Raw genomic sequence first — 16,597 nt, forward strand, 5'->3', positions numbered from 1 at the left:
GCCGCCGACGGGGGTCAGAGGGCGCGTGATCTTGGCACCCTTGGCCCTGTCACCAGCCACTTCGAGCCGTATGCCCGGGTGCCCAGCGTGATCAACCGGGCCGCCATCCAGACGCCGATGGCCAGCCACAACCCGGCCAGGCTGCTCGCCATCAGTGCGAAGGGCAGGAAGGCGATCGTGGTCGCCACCGCCGCCCACGCCAGGTAACGCTGGTCCCCGGCGCCGATCAGCACCCCGTCCAGGACGAACACCACCCCCGCCGGCGGTTGCTGGACGGCCGCGATCCAGATGATCGAGGCGAGCGCGGCGGTGACGGAGGGGTCGGCGTCGAACAGGGCGGGCACGAGCGGCCCGGCGGCCAGCAGCGCGAGGCCGAGCACAACGCCCGAGCCGATGCCCCACAACGTCATCCGCCAGGTCGCCCGCCGGGCCGCCGTCAGTGCGCCCGCGCCGAGCTGACGGCCGATGATGGCCTGACCGGCGATCGCGATGGCGTCCAGCGCGTAGGCGAGCAGGGTCCAGATCTGAAACATGATCCCGTGGGCGGCCACCTGGGCGGTGCCCATGCGGGCCGCCATCACGGTTGCCACGACGAGCACGACGCGCAGGCACAACGTGCGGATGAGGATGGCGATCCCGGCCAGGCCCGAGGCCTTGATGCCGGAGACGTCGGGCCGGAGCGACGCGCCCTCCCTGCGGGCACCCCGCACCACCATGACCAGGTAGGTCACCGCCATGAGCGTCTGCGCGGCGGCCGTGCCGGAGGCGGAACCGGCCAGCCCCCAGTCGAGTCCCAGGACGAACCACGCGTTCAGCGCCGCGTTGAGCGCGAATCCCCCGACGGAGACGACCAGGGGAGTCAGGGTGTCCTGGAGGCCGCGCAGCACCCCCGTACCGGCGAGGACCAGCAGCATCCCCGGAGCGCCGAGCAGGCTGACGCGCAGATAGGTCACCGCGTCGTCGACGATGCCCGGTTCGGCCCCCACGAGGCCGACCAGCCAGGGCGCCAGCGGCCAGCAGACCACGACGACGGCCAGCCCGAGTGCCGCCGCCAGCCACAGGCCGTCCATCCCGCCCTGGACGGCCTCCCGCCGCGCCCCCGCCCCGATCCGCCGCGCGACGGCGGCGGTGGTTCCATAGGCGAGGAACACGCACAGGTTGACCATCGTCGCCAGAATCGTGCCCGCGACACTGAGGGCGCCGAGCGCCTCGGTGCCGAGCCGCCCGACGATGGCGTAGTCGGCGAGCAGGAAGAGGGGTTCGGCGACGAGCGCCGCGAACGCGGGGACGGCGAGCCGGAGGATCTCGCGATCGTCGGGGGACATGGAAGTCATTCTGCCGGGACCAAAAAAACTTCTATCCACAGGGGGTGGATAACATCTCCGCAGCTCACAGGGTTATCCACAGACGTGTGGAAAGGTTATACACAGGCTAATCCCCAAGCTGCCCACACCCTGGAGGCCTTCGTCCACAGGTTGTCCACAGAGTTATCCACAGGCCTGCGTTGCTGATGGCGTGAGGTGGCGGGAAACTGTCGGAGGCGTCATCTACAACTGGGGGTGGGTGCGAGCGAGGGGGAGGGCCAAGTGAGCGTCGTCGACTTCTCCGGAGGGCCTTCCGAACCGTCCTTCGAACGCACCCCGCCGCACAACATCGAGGCCGAGCAGTCCGTCCTCGGCGGCATGATCCTCTCAAAAGACGCCATCGCCGACGTCGTCGAAGTCCTCCGCGCCGACGACTTCTACCGCCCGGCCCACCAGATCATCTACGAGATCATCACCGACCTCTACGGCCGCGGCGAACCCGCCGACGCCGTCACGGTCTTCAACGACCTGCAGCGACGCGGCGAGGTCGGCCGCGTAGGAGGCGGCGCCTACCTCCACACCCTGACCGCCGTCGTCCCCACCGCCGCCAACGCGGGCTACTACGCGAAGATCGTGCGCGAACAGGCGGTGCTCCGCCGCCTGATCGAGGCCGGCACCCGCATCGTCTCCTACGGCTACGGCGGCCAGAACGAAGAGGTCGACGACCTGGTCGACCGCGCCCAGGCCGAGATCTACAAGGTCACCGAGCGCCGCACGTCCGAAGACTATCTGCCGCTCTCCGAGATCATGCCGGGCGCCCTCGACGAGATCGAGGCCATCGGCAGCCGGGGCGGCCAGATGGTCGGCGTCCCCACGGGCTTCCAGGACCTCGACGCCCTGACCAACGGCCTCCACCCGGGCCAGATGATCGTCGTCGCCGCCCGTCCGGCCATCGGCAAGGCCCTGGCCCTCGACACACCCCTCCCCACTCCGACCGGCTGGACCACCATGGGCGAGGTCGCCGTGGGAGACCAGTTGATCGGCGCCGATGGCAAGCCGACCACGGTGGTGGCCGCGACCGAGATCCTCGAAGACCGGCCGTGCTACGAGGTCGAGTTCAGCGACGGCACGGTCATCGTCGCCGATGCGCACCACCAGTGGCTGACCAGAACCCGCCGCGACCGGCGCAACGGCCTGCCGGGGTCCGTGGTGACGACCGAGCAGATCGCCGAGACCCTCCGCCACCCGGCGGCCGACCGGCGGCTCAACCACGCGGTGCCGGTCGCCTCGGGAGCGGTTCTTCCCGAGGCTGAGCTGCCGGTGCCGCCCTACACGCTGGGGATCTGGCTGGGCGACGGCAGCAGCGCCTCGGCGCAGTACACCAGCGCCGACCCCGAGATCGCCCGGCACATCGAGGCCGAGGGCCTGCGTGTGGTCCAGGCCGGAGATTCGTTGCGCTACCGCATCCAGTGCCAGGCGTGCCGTGACCATCACGGCACCCTGCAGGCGGTGCTGCGCAGCATCGGCGTGCTCAACGACAAGCACATCCCGGCCGTCTACCTGCGGGCGTCCGAGGACCAGCGCCGGGCGTTGCTGGCCGGGCTGCTCGACACCGACGGTTATGTCAACAAGACCGGGACCGTCCAGCTCGCGCTGACCAACCGCCGGTTGGCCGAAGGTTCCTGGGAACTGGTGCTCAGCCTCGGCTACAAGGCGACCTGGACCGAGAAGCCGGTGCCGGGCCGCAGCGTGGAGTCGTCGACCAGCTACATCATCACCTTCACGCCCGCCGACCGCGTGTTCCGGCTCGACCGCAAGGCCGTCCGTCAGACCCTTCGCGACCACCCGTCGACGCGGTTGCGATACATCACCGATGTCCGGCCGGTGACCAGTGTGCCTGTGAGGTGTGTGGAGGTCGACAACGACGACCATCTCTACCTCGCCGGTCGCACCTGGATCCCCACCCACAACTCGACCCTGGGCCTCGACTTCGCCAGGTCCGCGGCGATCAAGCACAACATGACCACCGCGATCTTCTCTCTGGAAATGTCGCGCAACGAGATCACCATGCGTCTGCTGTCGGCCGAAGCCAGGGTCGCCCTCCACGCCATGCGCTCCGGCATGATGAACGACGACGACTGGACCCGCATGGCCCGCCGCATGGGCGAGGTCGCGCAGGCGCCGCTGTTCATCGACGACTCCCCCAACATGTCGATGATGGAGATCCGGGCCAAGTGCCGGCGGCTCAAGCAGCGCAACGACCTCAAGTTCGTGATCGTCGACTACCTCCAGCTGATGAGCTCCCCGAAGAAGACCGAGAGCCGTCAGCAGGAAGTGTCGGAGCTGTCACGTGCGCTGAAGCTGCTGGCGAAGGAGCTAGAGGTCCCGGTCATCGCGATCTCCCAGCTCAACCGTGGTCCCGAGCAGCGAACCGACAAGCGGCCTCAGGTCAGCGACCTTCGCGAGTCGGGCTGTCTCACCGCGGCGAGCCGGATCCTGCGAGCCGACAACGGTCAGGAGGTCAGTCTCGGAGAGCTGATCGAGTCGGGGGCCCAGGACATCCCCGTATGGTCACTCGACGACCGGCTCAAGCTCGTGCCGCGCACCATGACCCACGTCTTCAGTAGCGGCGTCAAGCCGGTGTTCCGCGTTCGGATGACGTCGGGCCGGGAGATCGAGGCAACCGCCAATCATCCCTTCCTCACCTACGACGGCTGGCACGCCCTGGAGACGCTGTCTCCCGGAACGAGAGTCTCGGTGCTCCGGCATGTGCCGCCCCCGCTGGAACTCAAGGCGCTCGACACGGACGAAGTGGTCCTGCTCGCACACATGATCGGTGACGGTTCGTTCGTGAAAGGGCAGCCGATCCGCTATGCGTCCAAAGACGAGGCCAACCTGGCTGCGGTGACCGAGGCGGCGGCCCGCCGTTTCGGCATCACCGCCGTTCGCGACGAGTATGAGGCGGCTCGGTGCACGAGCCTCCGTCTTCCGGCGCCCTTCCACCTGACCCATGGCAGGCGGAATCCCATCGCGGCATGGCTCGACCAGCTCAATCTGTTCGGTCTGCGCAGCCATGAGAAGTTCGTCCCTGATCCGTTGTTCGCCGCGCCGAAGGAGCAGCTCGCCCTGTTCCTCAGACACCTGTGGGCCACCGACGGATGTGTCTGGTGGGACCGGAGGGCCGGGCAGGCGCGGATCTACTACGCCTCCACCAGCCGCAGGCTGATCGACGACGTGGCTCGGCTGTTGCTGCGTTTCAACGTGATGACCAGGATCAAGAGTCACCAGAAGCAGGGGCACCGGCCCGGCTACCAGCTTGTGATCTACGGCGCGGAGAACCAGCTCCGGTTCCTCGAGGACATCGGCGTTCATGGTGAACGCCAGGCTCAGGTCCGTCGGTGCTTGACCGAGTTGCGGCCCAAGATCGGCAACACCAACCTCGACACTGTTCCCGTGGGGGTGTGGGACCGGGTTCGCGACATCCTCGCCGAGCGGCGGATCACTCACCGTGAGTTCGCGTTCGCCACGGGGAGTTCCTCCAACGGAAGCGCGATGTGGCGGGCGGCGCCGAGCCGTGAACGGCTCGGCCGCATCGCGACCGTCCTCGACGACGCCGATCTGGAGATCCTCGCGACCAACGACGTCTTCTGGGATGAGATCGCGAGCATTGAGCCGCTCGGGGAGCAGCCCGTCTACGACGCGACTGTGCTCGGCACGCACAACTTCGTCGCCAACGGCATCAACCTGCACAACTCGATCGAGCAGGACGCCGACATGGTCATCCTGCTCCACCGCGAAGACGCCTACGAGCGCGAGTCCCCCCGCGCCGGTGAGGCCGACCTGATCGTGGCCAAGCACCGAAACGGCCCCACCGCGACGGTCACCGTCGCCTTCCAGGGCCACTACTCGCGCTTCGTCGACATGGCCAGTCACTGACCCGTCGTCACAGGGTCAGGACCCTTGCCCCGGTCATCCCTCGCCCGGCTCGGAGAACTGACCCCGCGGTGAAGACGGCCTGTTCGGTGGTGGTCTATCGCAGGCGATCCGCGAACGACCGGGTGACCGCCGCTCGAAAGGCCCGTCGTCTGGACCTGCTCACGCCACCACCCGATAGTGGGTGGCCAAGTGTTCCCCGTCGTACACGTGCAGCGCGAACCCCGGCGGCTGCTCCATCGAGACGGGCGGCCCCGATTCGCTCTCGTAAGGCGTCAGCCCCGTACTGACCACCCCCGGCCCCACCAGCAGCGGCAGCCCGGCGAACGTCGTGGCGGCCGCCGTGTGGGCGTGGCCCGACAGCACCGCCACCACGTTGGAGTGGCGGCCCAGCACCTCCGCCAGTTCGTCTGGGTTCCGCAGCCCGATCCCGTCCACGTAAGGGATGTGCAGCGACGACGCCTGGTGGTGCATCCCGACGAACGCCTGGCCGGGTGCGGTCGAGAGGGTCTCGTCGAGCCAGGCCAGGGTCGAGGGCTCCAGCCGGCCTTCGGCGCGGCCGGGGATGCTCGAGTCGACCAGGACGATGCTGACCGATCCCACCCGCAGCACCTGGTTGACCGGGTCGGAGCCGGAGGAGCCGAGCAGCACCTCGCGGAACGGCTCGCGGGAGTCGTGGTTGCCGGGGCAGATGAGCGTCGGGTGCCTGGTCGTCAGGGTCTTGCGGGCGATCTCGTATTCGGCCGGTGCGCCGTTGTCGGCCACGTCGCCGGTCACGATCACGGCGTCGACGGCGAGGCCGTCGATGTGGCGCATGACCCGTTCGGCGCGTTCGGTGGCGCGGGGGCCTCCGTCGATGTGGGTGTCGCTGACGTGGGCCACGACGATCATCTGGACCTCCTATGCGAGCCGTTCGACGAGGATACGCGCCCGGGCCAGTTGTACCTTGCGGGCCTCGGAGGCGGCGTACCTGATGATCAGAGGGGGTGCCGACAGGTTGAGGACGTCGTCCACGCGGGTCCCGGTTCCTTCGGCGCTGAGGTCGAATCGGTACGCCATCCGCACCCCGCCCGGGCTCTTCACGTCTCCCCACACGGCGCTGTCGTCGGTGAAGAGCTCGACCGCGATGGGGTTGTCCCACTTGATGAACCCGAGGAATCTGAACTGCTCGGTGGCGGTGTATCGGACGACTCCGGGAGTCGACCTGTCCACGTCCTTGACGGCGACCACGATCGGGGAGAGCCCGATGTAGTTCTCCGGGGTCGTCAGGTGGTCGAGAACCACCTTCGGTTCGACGCCGATGTGGAACGTGTTCCGCAACACCTGGTCCGGCACGCTGGGCCTCCGGGGTAGAACGTGATCTTATCTCGCGAATTGTGTCATCACCCGGCGAGTGTGATCGTCGGCGGGAAAGAACGATTCGATGGCCAACTCGGCCACGGTCACGTCAAGGGGCGTGCCGAAGGTCGCCAGGATGCTGAAGAAGCGGAGTTCGCCCGCCTCGTGGCGGAGCCGCATCGGGACGAAGATGTCGCCCGGCCCCGGGAACTCGATCTCCGGTTCGGGCTGGTCACAGGGGTAGTCGCGGAGCTCCTCGTACAGGGAGGTGAGCTCGGGGTCGGCGGTGAAGGCGATCTGGCGGCGCAGGCGGGAGAGCAGGTGGGCCCGCCATTCGCCGTGGTTGACGATGCGCGGGGCCAGGCCCTCCGGGTGGAGGGAGGCGCGGAGCACGTTGGCGGTCAGGTCGGGGTCGATGCCGTCGGCGAGGAGGGCGAGGCCGGCGTTGGCGTCGACGAGGTTCCAGCGCTGGTCGACGACGACCGCCGGGTAGGGCTCGTGGCCGGTGAGGACCTGCCGGATGGCCGCCTGTATGGCGGCCATCCGGGGGTTGGAGAGGGAGGTCTCGCCGTAGACCGGGGCGAAACCGGCCGACAGCAGCAGCCGGTTGCGTTCCCGGAGCGGCAGGTCGAGGCAGTCGGCGATGCGCAGGATCATCTCGCGGCTGGGACGGGCCCGGCCGGTCTCCAGGAAGCTGATGTGCCGGGTGGAGATGTCGGCGGCGACGGACAGGTCGAGCTGGCTGAGCCGGCGGTTCTCCCGCCATCCGCGGAGCAGGGGGCCGACTGAGGTCATCGTCACGTCTCCGAACTTAGGCACTGGCAGGTCATGTGGGCGATTACCCGGCGGGTAATCACGACCAGCGGAAGAACCGGACGGCCGCGACCGCGCCGACCACGCCCCACGCGGCCATCACGACGAGGTGCCGCCACTCCGTGCCGCCCGTGGCCAGCAGGTCGATCATCGCGGCGCCGAAGGCCCCGGACGGCGTGAACTCGGAGATGGTCCGCAACACGCCGGGCATCAGAGCCTGGGGCACCCACATGCCGGCGAAGAAGAGCGAGGGGAAGAAGACCGCCATGCCGAGGCCCTGGACGAGCCGTGAGGTGGGCGCGAGCGCGGCCAGCAGCAGCCCGATGGCGAACGTCGACACCATGCCCAGCAGGAGGGTGCCGGTGAAGGCGAGGGGGGCCTGGGGGAACGGGACGTCGTACACGAGATGGGCCAGGACGAGGATGAGCACGGTGGTCAGCACCGTCATGACGACGTTGAGCACCAGTTGCACGCCGAGGACGGTGCCGGGGCTGACCGGCGTGGTCGACATCCGCTTCAGGATGCCGCGCTCCCGGTAGGTGACCAGCACGGTCGGGAGCAGCGAGAACGCGCAGGTCAGGACCGACAGGATGATCATCACTCCGGGGAGGTGGGTGTCGATCGGCCGTAGCCCGCCAAGTTCGGGGTCGGGCTTCTGGAAGTCGGGGATCGTGCCGCCGAGGATCAGCGTCAGGGCGATGGGGAGGCCGACGGCGAAGAAGATCACTGCGGGTTCGCGCAGGTAGAGCTTGGTTTCGACCAAGGTCAGGCGGCGGACCTGGGGGGTGGTGATGGCCATGTCGGGCAGAGCTCCTTGGGTTGTGGGGGTGGTCATTCGCCGGTGAGGGCGAGGAAGGCGTCGTCCATCGAGCTGGTCTCGGTCTTGAGGTTGCTGATCGCCGAGTCGGGCAGGGCCGTGACGACCGCGCGGAGCACGTTCTGGTCCCCGGTCACGGTCACCTGGCCGGCCTCGACGGTCACCGAGTGCACCTCGGGCAGCGACTTGAGGCTCTCCACCGGCATCGTCGACCGGAAGGTGATGCGCTGCACGCCGCCCGTCCGCGAGATCAGGCCCGCCGGGGTGTCGACGGCGAGGACGGTGCCCGCGGCGATGACCGCGACCCGGTCGCAGAGCCGCTCGATCTCTTCCATGAAGTGGCTGACCAGCAGCACGGTCACCCCGCGCTCCCGGATCCGGCTGATCAGGTCCCAGGTCTCGCGCCGGGCCTGCGGGTCGAGGCCGGTGGTGAGCTCGTCCAGGATCGCGATCCTGGGGTTGCCCACGAGGGCGAGCGCGATCGACAGGCGCTGCCGCTGGCCGCCCGACAACTTGGCGAAGCCCACCTTGGGGTCCAGCCCGACCTCGTCGAGCAGCTCGGTCACCGAGGCGGGGTTGGCGTAGAAGGAGGCGTACAGGTCGAGGGCCTCGCCGACGCGGAGCTTGTCGGGCATGGCGCTCTCCTGGAGCTGCACCCCGACCTGCTGCTTGAGGTCGGCCGCGACGTGGATGGTGCCGCCGTCGGGCTTGCGCAGGCCGGCCACGCATTCGACGGTCGTGGTCTTGCCGGCGCCGTTGCGGCCGACGATCCCGTAGATCTCGCCCTCTTCCACGGAGAACGAGACGTCCTTGACGGCGATCTTGTCGCCGTACTGCTTGCGCAGGTTCTGAACCGTGATGATTGCCATGCCGAGAACGCTAGAAATCCGCGAGCTCCGAGGTAATGCATCTGGTGACCCAGCCGGGGTGGAGGAAACCCCACCCCCCTCGGGCGGCTTCGTGCACTCCCCTCGGGGGCCGCCCGCGGTCACACTGAGACGCATGAAGCAGGTCAGATCGCTCGGTTACGGGCTCGCCATCTCCGCGCTGGTGGTCGTCCAGATCCCGGTCGCGCTGGTGGCGATCCTGGGCGTGCTGGTGTCGACGGTGGCCGGCATGGTGTTCCTGCTGGAGCCGTCGGTACGGCTGATCCGCTTCATGGCCGGCATCGACCGGAACCTGATCCGCCGCTGGGTGGGGGTGGACATCCCCACCCCCTACCGCCCCCGGCCGCCCGCGCTGGTGCGGGCCCGCGACGGCTACTACCACCACAAGGGCAAGCGCTACCGTACGGCGGCCTCGCCGCACATCGACCGGATGCTGGCCTGGGTGATCACCGATCCGGCGACCTGGCGCGAGCTGGTGTGGATCATCCTCGACCCGTGGACCCGGTCGGTGCTGGCCTTCGGCCCGACGTTCGTCATCGGCCTGGGCATCTGGCTGACCTTCGCGGAGGGCCTGTACTGGGGCCTGGCCCTCTCCGTGGTCGCCTTCTTCCTCGCCCCCGCGGCACTGAAGAACTACGCGCTGTACGCCCTGGCCCTGCTCGGCCCCACGGCCAACACCCAGCTCGTCGGGCAGGTCAACAGACTCAACCAGGTCAGGGCCGACCAGCTCGACCTCCAGGCCGCCGAGCTCCGCAGGATCGAACGCGATCTCCACGACGGCGCCCAGGCCCGCATGGTGGCCGTCGGCATGACGATCGGCGCGGCCGAACAACTGCTCGACCACGATCCGGCCGCCGCGAAGGCGTTGCTGGTGAAGGCCAGGGAGTCGTCGGCGACCGCCCTCCAGGAGCTCCGGCAGCTCGTCAGGGGCATCCATCCGCCCGTACTGGCGGAACGGGGTCTCGGCGACGCGATCCGGGCGCTCGCGCTCGACAGCCCGCTCAAGGTGAAGGTCCACGCCGACCTCCTTGAACGGCCGGAGTCGCCGGTCGAGTCGGCGGTCTACTTCGCCGTCAGCGAGTTGCTGGCCAACGCGTCGCGGTACGCGTCCAAGGTGACCATCGACATCAGCCGGCGTGGCCGGGCGCTGCGGGTGACGGTGTCCGACGACGGGCCGGGCGGGGCGAAGGCCGTACCGGGAGGGGGACTGGCCGGCATCGAGCGACGGCTGGCGGCGTTCGACGGGGTGCTGGCCGTGTCGAGCCCGCCCGGCGGCGGCACCACGGCGACCATCGAGGTGCTCGACGCGCTGCCCGGCGACGCGGACGTCGAACCGGTGAACGCGCTGCCGAAGGGCTGGCGCGGCCTGCTCTACGCGCTCTGCTGGAGCCTGTGCTGGTTGCCGCTGTTCCCGCAGGGCCTGGTGTCGACGTTCATGCTGATCTTCCAGCCGGAGGAGCGGTCGTGGTTCCTGGCCCTGCACATGCCGCCGCCGTTCCAGTGGCCCACGGTCGCGTTCATGATCGCGCTCGGCGCCACGATGCTGGCCACCGGTATCCGGCTGAACCCGACGGCGGGTAAGAACCCGGGCGTATGCTGACCGATCATGAGGGTCGTACTCGCCGAAGACCTCCACCTGCTGCGCGAGGGCCTCGTCCACCTGCTCCGCGCCCATGAGTTCGACGTGGTCGCCGCCGTGGAATCGGGCCCCGAACTGCTGAAGGCCCTGGTCGGCCACCGTCCCGACGTCGCCGTCGTCGATGTACGGCTCCCGCCCACCTTCACCGACGAAGGCCTCCAGGCCGCCCTGGCCGCCCGCAAACAGGTCCCGGGCCTGCCGGTGCTGGTGCTCTCGCAGCACGTCCAGCAGCTCTACGCCCGCGAACTGCTCGCCGACGGCACCGGCGGCATCGGCTACCTGCTGAAAGACCGCGTCTTCAACACCGAGCAGTTCATCGACGCGGTGCGCAGGGTGGCCGGAGGCGGCACCGCGATGGACCCCGACGTGATCGCCAAGCTCATGGTCAGCAACGCCCGCAACGAGCCGATCGCCCGCCTGACCCCCCGCGAACGCGAGGTCCTGGAGCTGATGGCCGAAGGCCGGTCGAACGCCGCGATCGGCCAGCGCCTGTTCCTGAGCGAGAGCGCCGTGGGCAAACACACGGCCAGCATCTTCGGCAAACTCGACCTGGCCCCGAGTGATGACGACAATCGGCGGGTATTGGCGGTTCTGGCATACCTCAATGGGCGATGAAGCGAGATGCGAACGGCCGAAGGCCGGGCGTATCTCGCGCTCGGAATCTGCCCGAATGACACGGCGTCGGATTTTGTCGGTAGTGATGGGTAGCGTGTCGTCACTGCCAGTGGTGAGGTCGGAGGTCAACGGTGAAAGTCCAGGTCAACCGCGATGTGCTGGCTGAGGCCGTGGGCTGGTGCGCCCGCATCCTGCCGACTCGTCCGGCGCTGCCGGTGCTGACGGGCCTGCTCCTCGACGCCTCCGGCGACCTGCGCATCTCCGCCTTCGACTACGACGTGTCGGCCAGGGCCGACGTCGACGCCGCGGTCGCCGAGCCGGGGCAGGTGCTGCTGCCCGGCCGGGTGCTGGCCGAGATCGTCCGCAGCCTGCCCGGCGAGGTCGTCGACATCACCACCAGCGGCAACGAAGCGGTGCTGACCTGCGGCAGCGCCGAGTTCGGACTGCTGACCATGCCGGCCGACGACTTCCCCACCCTGCCGCCGATGCCTCCGAAGGTCGGTGCGGTCGGGGGCGCCCTGTTCGCCTCGGCCGTCGCTCAGGTCGCGGTGGCCGCCAGCCGTGACAACACGCTGCCGATGCTGACCGCGATCCGCGTCGACACCGACGGCGTCAACATGACGATGGCGGCGACCGACCGCTACCGCATCGCCGCCCGCGACTTCCTGTGGCATCCCGAAGGCGAGGCGACCACCCACGGCGCGATGATCCCGGCCAAGGTCCTGGTCGACGTCGCCAAGTCGCTGCGTGTCGGCGAGGTGAGTGTCTGCCTCGGCGGCAACGTCGCCGGCTTCGAAAGCGCGGGCAAGTCGACGACGGTCCGCCTTCTCGACGACCAGTTCATCGACTACCGCTCACGGCTGAGCGGCGACTGGGGCATCAGGGCCACGGTCGACGTCCAGCCGTTCCTTGAGGCGATCCGCCGTGTCGCCCTGGTCTCCGGTGCCCATTCGGCCGTACGTCTGTCGTTCTCCCAGGGCCAGGTGCTGATCCAGGCCGCGGGCGACGAGATCGGCCGGGGCGCCGAGGTGATGGGGGCCGACCTCGACGGCGACGACATCCTCATCGCCTTCCAGCCCCACTTCCTGCTCGAAGGCCTGGCCGGGGTCGAGACCGAGCAGGCGGTCATCCACCTCGACTCGCCCACCCGCCCGGCGCTGATCTCCGACGCGGGCGACGACCCGGCCTTCCGCTACCTCGTGATGTCGCTGCGGATCAACTAGTCGAGCTCGCCCGTCTCGGTGAGGGCGATCAGGATGTGCTCCATGCAGGCGTGCCCGGCATGCTCGGCCGCCGTGGCGTCGCCCGAGGCGATCGCCCGGAGAATGCCGTCGTGGGGGATGTAGTTCTGCTCCAGCGAGCCGCCGGCCGCCGCGATGCTCGTGCGCAGCGCCGCCGAGAAGTCGACGTAGAGGTCGATCAGCACCCGGTTGTGGGTGGCCTGCACGACCGCGACGTGGAAGGCCAGGTCGGCCTCGACGAACGCGTCGACGTCGCCCGACGCCCAGGCCTGCTCGCGCCGGGTCAGCGCCGCCTGGATGTTGACGATGTCGCTGTCGCTCCGCCGGGTCGCCGCCAGCCGGGCCGCCTCGACCTCGAGCGCCCGCCTGACTTCCAGGATCTCCAGCTGTTCGGCCGCCCGGAGCCGCCGCGCCATCGCGCCGGACAACTCGCTGACGGCCCTGACGTAGGTGCCGTCGCCCTGACGGCAGTCGAGCAGCCCCGCATGGGTCAGCGCCCGCACGGCTTCACGAACCGTGTTACGCCCCACGCCGAGCTGCTCGGCCAATACGGTCTCGGTCGGGATCTTGGCGTTCAGCTTCCACGACCCCGAAGTGATCTGCTCCTTGAGCTGATCGATCACCTGGTCCACGAGAGACGCCCGCTGCGCCGTACGCAGACTCACAACAGTCCGCCTCCTAAGGGGAAACCAGTCATCCCATGAGTCAATGACTGGTCGACCCTAATTATTCCAGAGCTTCCGGCACAAATCCGGTGCTTGACTTGAGGCAGATTCGTGAGCGCGAGACGCGGCCGGACCTCGGCCGCCCGCGTCTCGCACCGGGCCTATCGCGTGAGCACCGCCGGCGCGACGACCCCCGGCATGTTCGCGTGGACGCCCACCGCTTCGAGCGCCTTACGATACGCCTTCGACTGATCTTCACGGGAACCGGCCTGGCCCCACAGGTCACCCAGCTCACGCCAGGTGCGGGCCGCCTCGCGGTCGGGCGCGGGCCCGGTCGTGGAGAGCAGCTCCTGCGCCTTGCGCAGCTCGGCCGTCGCGCTTTGGGACCGTGCCAAATGGACTTCCGCGAGCACGAGGTAGGCCGTCGCCGGAATCGTGCCCCGAATGCCGACCAGCTGGTCGAGGGCGCGGTTGGCCAGTTCGGCGGCGCCTTCGGTGTCGCCGGAGCGCAGTCGGACCGAGGACATCACGATCAGGCTGCGGGCGTGGTCGAGGTGTTCGGCCGGGAACGCGCCCAGCACCGAACCGGCGGACGCCGCGAGGGCGTTGGCGCGGTCCAGATCGGCGTCTTCGGGGTGGGTGGCTGTGATCTTCGCCCAGGTCATCGCGATGCGGGCCATGCGGACCGCCATGCGCGACGGCCGTCCGGCCGCGATCGCGTCCTCCGCGAGCTGCACCGCGAGCGCCGAGTCCTCCCCTTCTGCGGCGGTCACGCTGGCCTGCCAGAGCGCGAGGATCTCGGTCGTTCGGTCTTCGACCTGCGGCAGCCCATTGGCCACAAGGACGCGGTCGACGAACGGAAGTCCGGTCTCGGTCTCGGCGAGCGCCGCGGCGAGCTCCACGGCGAGTTCGCCCTGGGTCACCCCGAGCGCCTCGACGCGGCTCAGCGCGTGTGCACCCAGGTCGCGGGCGCGGGCGAGGTCGCCGGCCCGGTGGTAACACCGGCAGAGGGCGACGGTGAGGGGCAGCGCGGCCAGGCGCTCGGGGTGGGCGCCGGCCTCCCGCCGCAGTCGTTCGTATGCTTCGACGGCCCGGCCGATGCGGCCCTGCGCCTCAAGGGCGCGGGCACGGCCGAGACGGGCGTGGGCGGCGAGCATGGCGTTGTCCTCGCCGGCCGCCTTGACGATGTCGCTGAATCGGTCGGCCGCCATGGCCGGGTCGCCGTGGTGCAGCTCGAGTTCGGCGTGCCGGAGGCCAAGCTCGGTGTCGATCCGCTGACGCGGCTCTATTCCGTGAAGGAGGAACTCCGTCGTGCAGCCGAGTCGCTCGGCGAGAAGGCGGGCGACGACGGGGGTCGGCGTTCGCTTCCCGGATTCGATGAGAGAGACGTAGCTGTCGGACAGATCGGGCCCAGCGAGCTGGGCCTGGGACATGCGCCTGCTCAGTCGCAGCGCTCGGACGCGGTCGCCTATGGTTCCCTGACTCGGCATCTGTTCTCTCAGGGCAGGGGATTGGTCAATGGTCCCGCCATGATGGCACGAAGCTGTCGAATCGGGTAACCCTCCCGTCAAGAATCCCGAGGGCGAACTATGTTCGCGCCTCGGGAATCCTCGCTGGAAAGCGGCATTTCGGACGTTAGTCGTCCGAGTCGTCCTTGTTCGGGAAGATCATCTGGCAGACCTCGAGGTAAAGGGTCTCGGGGTACGGAATGTAAGGGACAGTCCGCAACGCCTGGTCTTGACCGGCCGATTCCATGACGAATTCCCCGTAGCCCAGAATCCTGCCCATGAGGTCGCGCTGGAAGCTCATGTCGGTGACCTTGCCGAGGGGCATCATCGCCACCTTGCGGGTGATCAGCCCGGTGGCCAGCATCATGCGCTGGGAGGTGACGACGAAGTAGTCGACCGACCACTCCGCCACCTTCCACACGAATCGAATCAGCAGCAGGAGCCAGGCCCACCAGATGATGACAAGGGCCTGGCCGCCGCTTGCGGGGCCGAGCCACTGGCTGGCGAGCCCGGCGATGATCAGGCCGCCGAAGATCTCGGCGACCGGTCGGAGCAACACGGCCGGATGGCGACGAACCATGATGACCTGGTGCTCGTGGGGAAGTAAGTAGCGGTTGACGGAGGACGGGGCGGAGTCCCCGTGGGTGACTAGTCTCATGACAGTCGCGCGAAGAATTGGGCGACTGAGTTGGCGCCGTTGACGACCCCGGTGACCGCGCCGGTCACGGTGTCGGCGGCGTCATGCGGCCGCGACAACAGGTAGAAAGCCACCAGAGCAACAGCTCCCCACTTGAGAATCTTCTTGACCTGCACTGCGGTCACCACTCCCACTGAGTCATAGATTACCCAGGCACCTGGTTCGGTAAAGCGCATAAAGCCGGAACTACCGGCCTCGCTATGACTCCGTCGCGGTAGCGAGAACCTGGAGGTGCCGGCGCGCGATGCGCTCCACCAGCCCGGGATAGGCGTGACCCGTCACTTCCACGGCCCCATGGTGGGCGGCCTGAATACAGCGCGTGACAGTAGAGGCCGGGTGAATTCCGGCGAACTCGTCACGGAGCACGGCCTCGACCTGCTCATACTGACTCATGGCTCTCCCTGGTGCGCGCCCCACGTAACACCGAGTGACGCTAAAGAGACGTCGTCACTACTGTACGTACCCGAGCAGTCACCAAGTGTAACTAATCAGGCGACACCGTAGAGCCGGTCTCCGGCGTCGCCGAGGCCGGGGAGGATGTAGCCCTGGTCGTTGAGCCGCTCGTCGAGACCCGCGGTGACGAGCTTGATGGGGTGGCCGGAGTCCCTGAAGACCGAGTCGAGGTGGGCGATGCCCTCGGGGGCCGCCAGGAGACAGAGCGCGGTCACGTCGACGGCGCCGCGGGAGAAGAGGAACTGGATCGCGGCGGCCAGGGTGCCGCCGGTCGCGAGCATCGGATCGAGCACGAAGCACTGCCGGCCCGACAGGTCGTCGGGCAGCCGGGTGGCGTAGGTGGAGGCCTCAAGGGTCTTCTCGTTGCGGATCATCCCGAGGAAGCCGACCTCGGCCGTGGGGAGCAGCCGCATCATCCCGTCGAGCATGCCGAGGCCGGCCCGCAGGATCGGCACTACCAAAGGTGTGGGACGGGACAGCCGGACGCCCTGGGTGGGAGTGAGGGGCGTCTCCACGGTCACCTCGGTGACGCGCACGTCCCGCGTCGCCTCGTACGCGAGGAGGGTCACCAGTTCGTCGGCCAGCCGCCGGAAGGTCGGCGAGTCGGTCCGCACGTCACGAAGGGTTGTGAGCTTGTGCGAAACGAGCGGGTGGTCAACGACATGGGTCTCCATGGGACAAAAGGTA

The 16,597-nt window shown here is 68.7% G+C and carries 16 protein-coding genes; 4 read left to right on the top strand and 12 right to left on the bottom strand.

Features of this window, described 5'->3' with window-relative positions; translation table 11 throughout:
• Positions 1-14 precede the first annotated feature (14 nt).
• The gene (locus GT755_RS17020; RefSeq protein WP_235966829.1) at positions 15-1,325 is read right to left on the bottom strand and encodes an MATE family efflux transporter; all 1,311 of its coding nucleotides are present in this window, start codon (positions 1,323-1,325) and stop codon (positions 15-17) included.
• A 357-nt stretch (positions 1,326-1,682) separates the two neighbouring features.
• Here GT755_RS17020 and GT755_RS17025 point away from each other — a divergent pair, with 357 nt between their 5' ends.
• A complete protein-coding gene (locus tag GT755_RS17025) occupies positions 1,683-5,240 on the top strand; it encodes a replicative DNA helicase (protein ID WP_161481171.1) in 3,558 nt (1,185 codons plus the stop codon).
• A 159-nt stretch (positions 5,241-5,399) separates the two neighbouring features.
• On the opposite strand, the gene GT755_RS17030 is transcribed toward GT755_RS17025, so the two are convergent.
• From GT755_RS17030 to GT755_RS17050, 5 genes are read right to left on the bottom strand one after another with little or no spacing between them, the layout of a single operon-like run.
• Positions 5,400-6,128, bottom strand: coding sequence for a metallophosphoesterase (locus GT755_RS17030; protein ID WP_161480699.1), 729 nt, complete (start codon positions 6,126-6,128; stop codon positions 5,400-5,402).
• Positions 6,129-6,137: 9 nt separating this feature from the next.
• Complete coding sequence (locus tag GT755_RS17035) at positions 6,138-6,572, bottom strand: SRPBCC family protein (RefSeq protein ID WP_161480700.1); 435 nt, start codon at positions 6,570-6,572, stop codon at positions 6,138-6,140.
• Positions 6,573-6,599: 27 nt separating this feature from the next.
• Positions 6,600-7,370 carry a helix-turn-helix domain-containing protein gene (locus GT755_RS17040; protein WP_161481172.1) on the bottom strand — a complete coding sequence of 257 codons (771 nt, stop codon included), beginning with the start codon at positions 7,368-7,370 and terminating at the stop codon, positions 6,600-6,602.
• Between the two features lie 58 nt (positions 7,371-7,428).
• On the bottom strand, positions 7,429-8,187 hold the full coding sequence (locus GT755_RS17045) for an ABC transporter permease (RefSeq protein ID WP_161480701.1): 759 nt from the start codon (positions 8,185-8,187) through the stop codon (positions 7,429-7,431).
• Between the two features lie 32 nt (positions 8,188-8,219).
• Positions 8,220-9,074, bottom strand: a complete 855-nt coding sequence (locus GT755_RS17050; RefSeq protein WP_161480702.1) for an ABC transporter ATP-binding protein — start codon at positions 9,072-9,074, stop codon at positions 8,220-8,222.
• A gap of 133 nt (positions 9,075-9,207) precedes the next feature.
• Between GT755_RS17050 and GT755_RS17055 the strand changes: the two genes are divergently transcribed.
• From GT755_RS17055 to dnaN, 3 genes are all read left to right on the top strand, one after another.
• Entirely contained in the window at positions 9,208-10,692 is a 1,485-nt protein-coding gene (locus tag GT755_RS17055) for a sensor histidine kinase (RefSeq protein ID WP_161480703.1), read from the top strand.
• A 6-nt stretch (positions 10,693-10,698) separates the two neighbouring features.
• Complete coding sequence (locus GT755_RS17060) at positions 10,699-11,346, top strand: response regulator (RefSeq protein ID WP_161480704.1); 648 nt, start codon at positions 10,699-10,701, stop codon at positions 11,344-11,346.
• A 131-nt stretch (positions 11,347-11,477) separates the two neighbouring features.
• Positions 11,478-12,569 (top strand): DNA polymerase III subunit beta, encoded by a 1,092-nt coding sequence (dnaN, locus tag GT755_RS17065; protein ID WP_161480705.1) that lies wholly within the window; start codon positions 11,478-11,480, stop codon positions 12,567-12,569.
• Here the strand turns inward: dnaN and GT755_RS17070 are convergent.
• From GT755_RS17070 to upp, 6 genes are all read right to left on the bottom strand, one after another.
• A complete protein-coding gene (locus GT755_RS17070; RefSeq protein ID WP_030452648.1) occupies positions 12,566-13,252 on the bottom strand; it encodes a FadR/GntR family transcriptional regulator in 687 nt (228 codons plus the stop codon). The genes dnaN and GT755_RS17070 overlap by 4 nt on opposite strands.
• 161 nt (positions 13,253-13,413) lie before the next feature.
• Entirely contained in the window at positions 13,414-14,742 is a 1,329-nt protein-coding gene (locus tag GT755_RS17075; protein ID WP_161480706.1) for a helix-turn-helix domain-containing protein, read from the bottom strand.
• Positions 14,743-14,887: 145 nt separating this feature from the next.
• A complete protein-coding gene (locus tag GT755_RS17080; protein WP_030452650.1) occupies positions 14,888-15,418 on the bottom strand; it encodes a PH domain-containing protein in 531 nt (176 codons plus the stop codon).
• On the bottom strand, positions 15,415-15,582 hold the full coding sequence (locus GT755_RS38605; RefSeq protein WP_157519910.1) for a hypothetical protein: 168 nt from the start codon (positions 15,580-15,582) through the stop codon (positions 15,415-15,417). The genes GT755_RS17080 and GT755_RS38605 overlap by 4 nt, the downstream gene beginning before the upstream one ends.
• 73 nt (positions 15,583-15,655) lie before the next feature.
• On the bottom strand, positions 15,656-15,850 hold the full coding sequence (locus tag GT755_RS39630; RefSeq protein ID WP_030452651.1) for a three-helix bundle dimerization domain-containing protein: 195 nt from the start codon (positions 15,848-15,850) through the stop codon (positions 15,656-15,658).
• A 95-nt stretch (positions 15,851-15,945) separates the two neighbouring features.
• Positions 15,946-16,584, bottom strand: a complete 639-nt coding sequence (gene upp / locus GT755_RS17085; RefSeq protein WP_161480707.1) for a uracil phosphoribosyltransferase — start codon at positions 16,582-16,584, stop codon at positions 15,946-15,948.
• Positions 16,585-16,597 lie beyond the last annotated feature (13 nt).

This window comes from Herbidospora solisilvae, from assembly GCF_009901565.1.
In the GTDB taxonomy this organism is placed as follows: domain Bacteria; phylum Actinomycetota; class Actinomycetes; order Streptosporangiales; family Streptosporangiaceae; genus Herbidospora; species Herbidospora solisilvae.

Coding starts and splice junctions, on each gene's coding strand:
- GT755_RS17060 (WP_161480704.1), top strand. CDS start 10,699: ATGAGGGTCGTACTCGCCGAAGACCTCCACCTGCTGCGCGAGGGCCTC.
- GT755_RS17080 (WP_030452650.1), bottom strand. CDS start 15,418: ATGAGACTAGTCACCCACGGGGACTCCGCCCCGTCCTCCGTCAACCGC.
- GT755_RS17055 (WP_161480703.1), top strand. CDS start 9,208: ATGAAGCAGGTCAGATCGCTCGGTTACGGGCTCGCCATCTCCGCGCTG.
- GT755_RS17040 (WP_161481172.1), bottom strand. CDS start 7,370: ATGACCTCAGTCGGCCCCCTGCTCCGCGGATGGCGGGAGAACCGCCGG.
- GT755_RS17075 (WP_161480706.1), bottom strand. CDS start 14,742: ATGCCGAGTCAGGGAACCATAGGCGACCGCGTCCGAGCGCTGCGACTG.
- GT755_RS17025 (WP_161481171.1), top strand. CDS start 1,683: ATGATCCTCTCAAAAGACGCCATCGCCGACGTCGTCGAAGTCCTCCGC.
- GT755_RS39630 (WP_030452651.1), bottom strand. CDS start 15,850: ATGAGTCAGTATGAGCAGGTCGAGGCCGTGCTCCGTGACGAGTTCGCC.
- upp (WP_161480707.1), bottom strand. CDS start 16,584: ATGGAGACCCATGTCGTTGACCACCCGCTCGTTTCGCACAAGCTCACA.
- GT755_RS17020 (WP_235966829.1), bottom strand. CDS start 1,325: ATGTCCCCCGACGATCGCGAGATCCTCCGGCTCGCCGTCCCCGCGTTC.
- GT755_RS17050 (WP_161480702.1), bottom strand. CDS start 9,074: ATGGCAATCATCACGGTTCAGAACCTGCGCAAGCAGTACGGCGACAAG.
- GT755_RS17030 (WP_161480699.1), bottom strand. CDS start 6,128: ATGATCGTCGTGGCCCACGTCAGCGACACCCACATCGACGGAGGCCCC.
- GT755_RS17045 (WP_161480701.1), bottom strand. CDS start 8,187: ATGGCCATCACCACCCCCCAGGTCCGCCGCCTGACCTTGGTCGAAACC.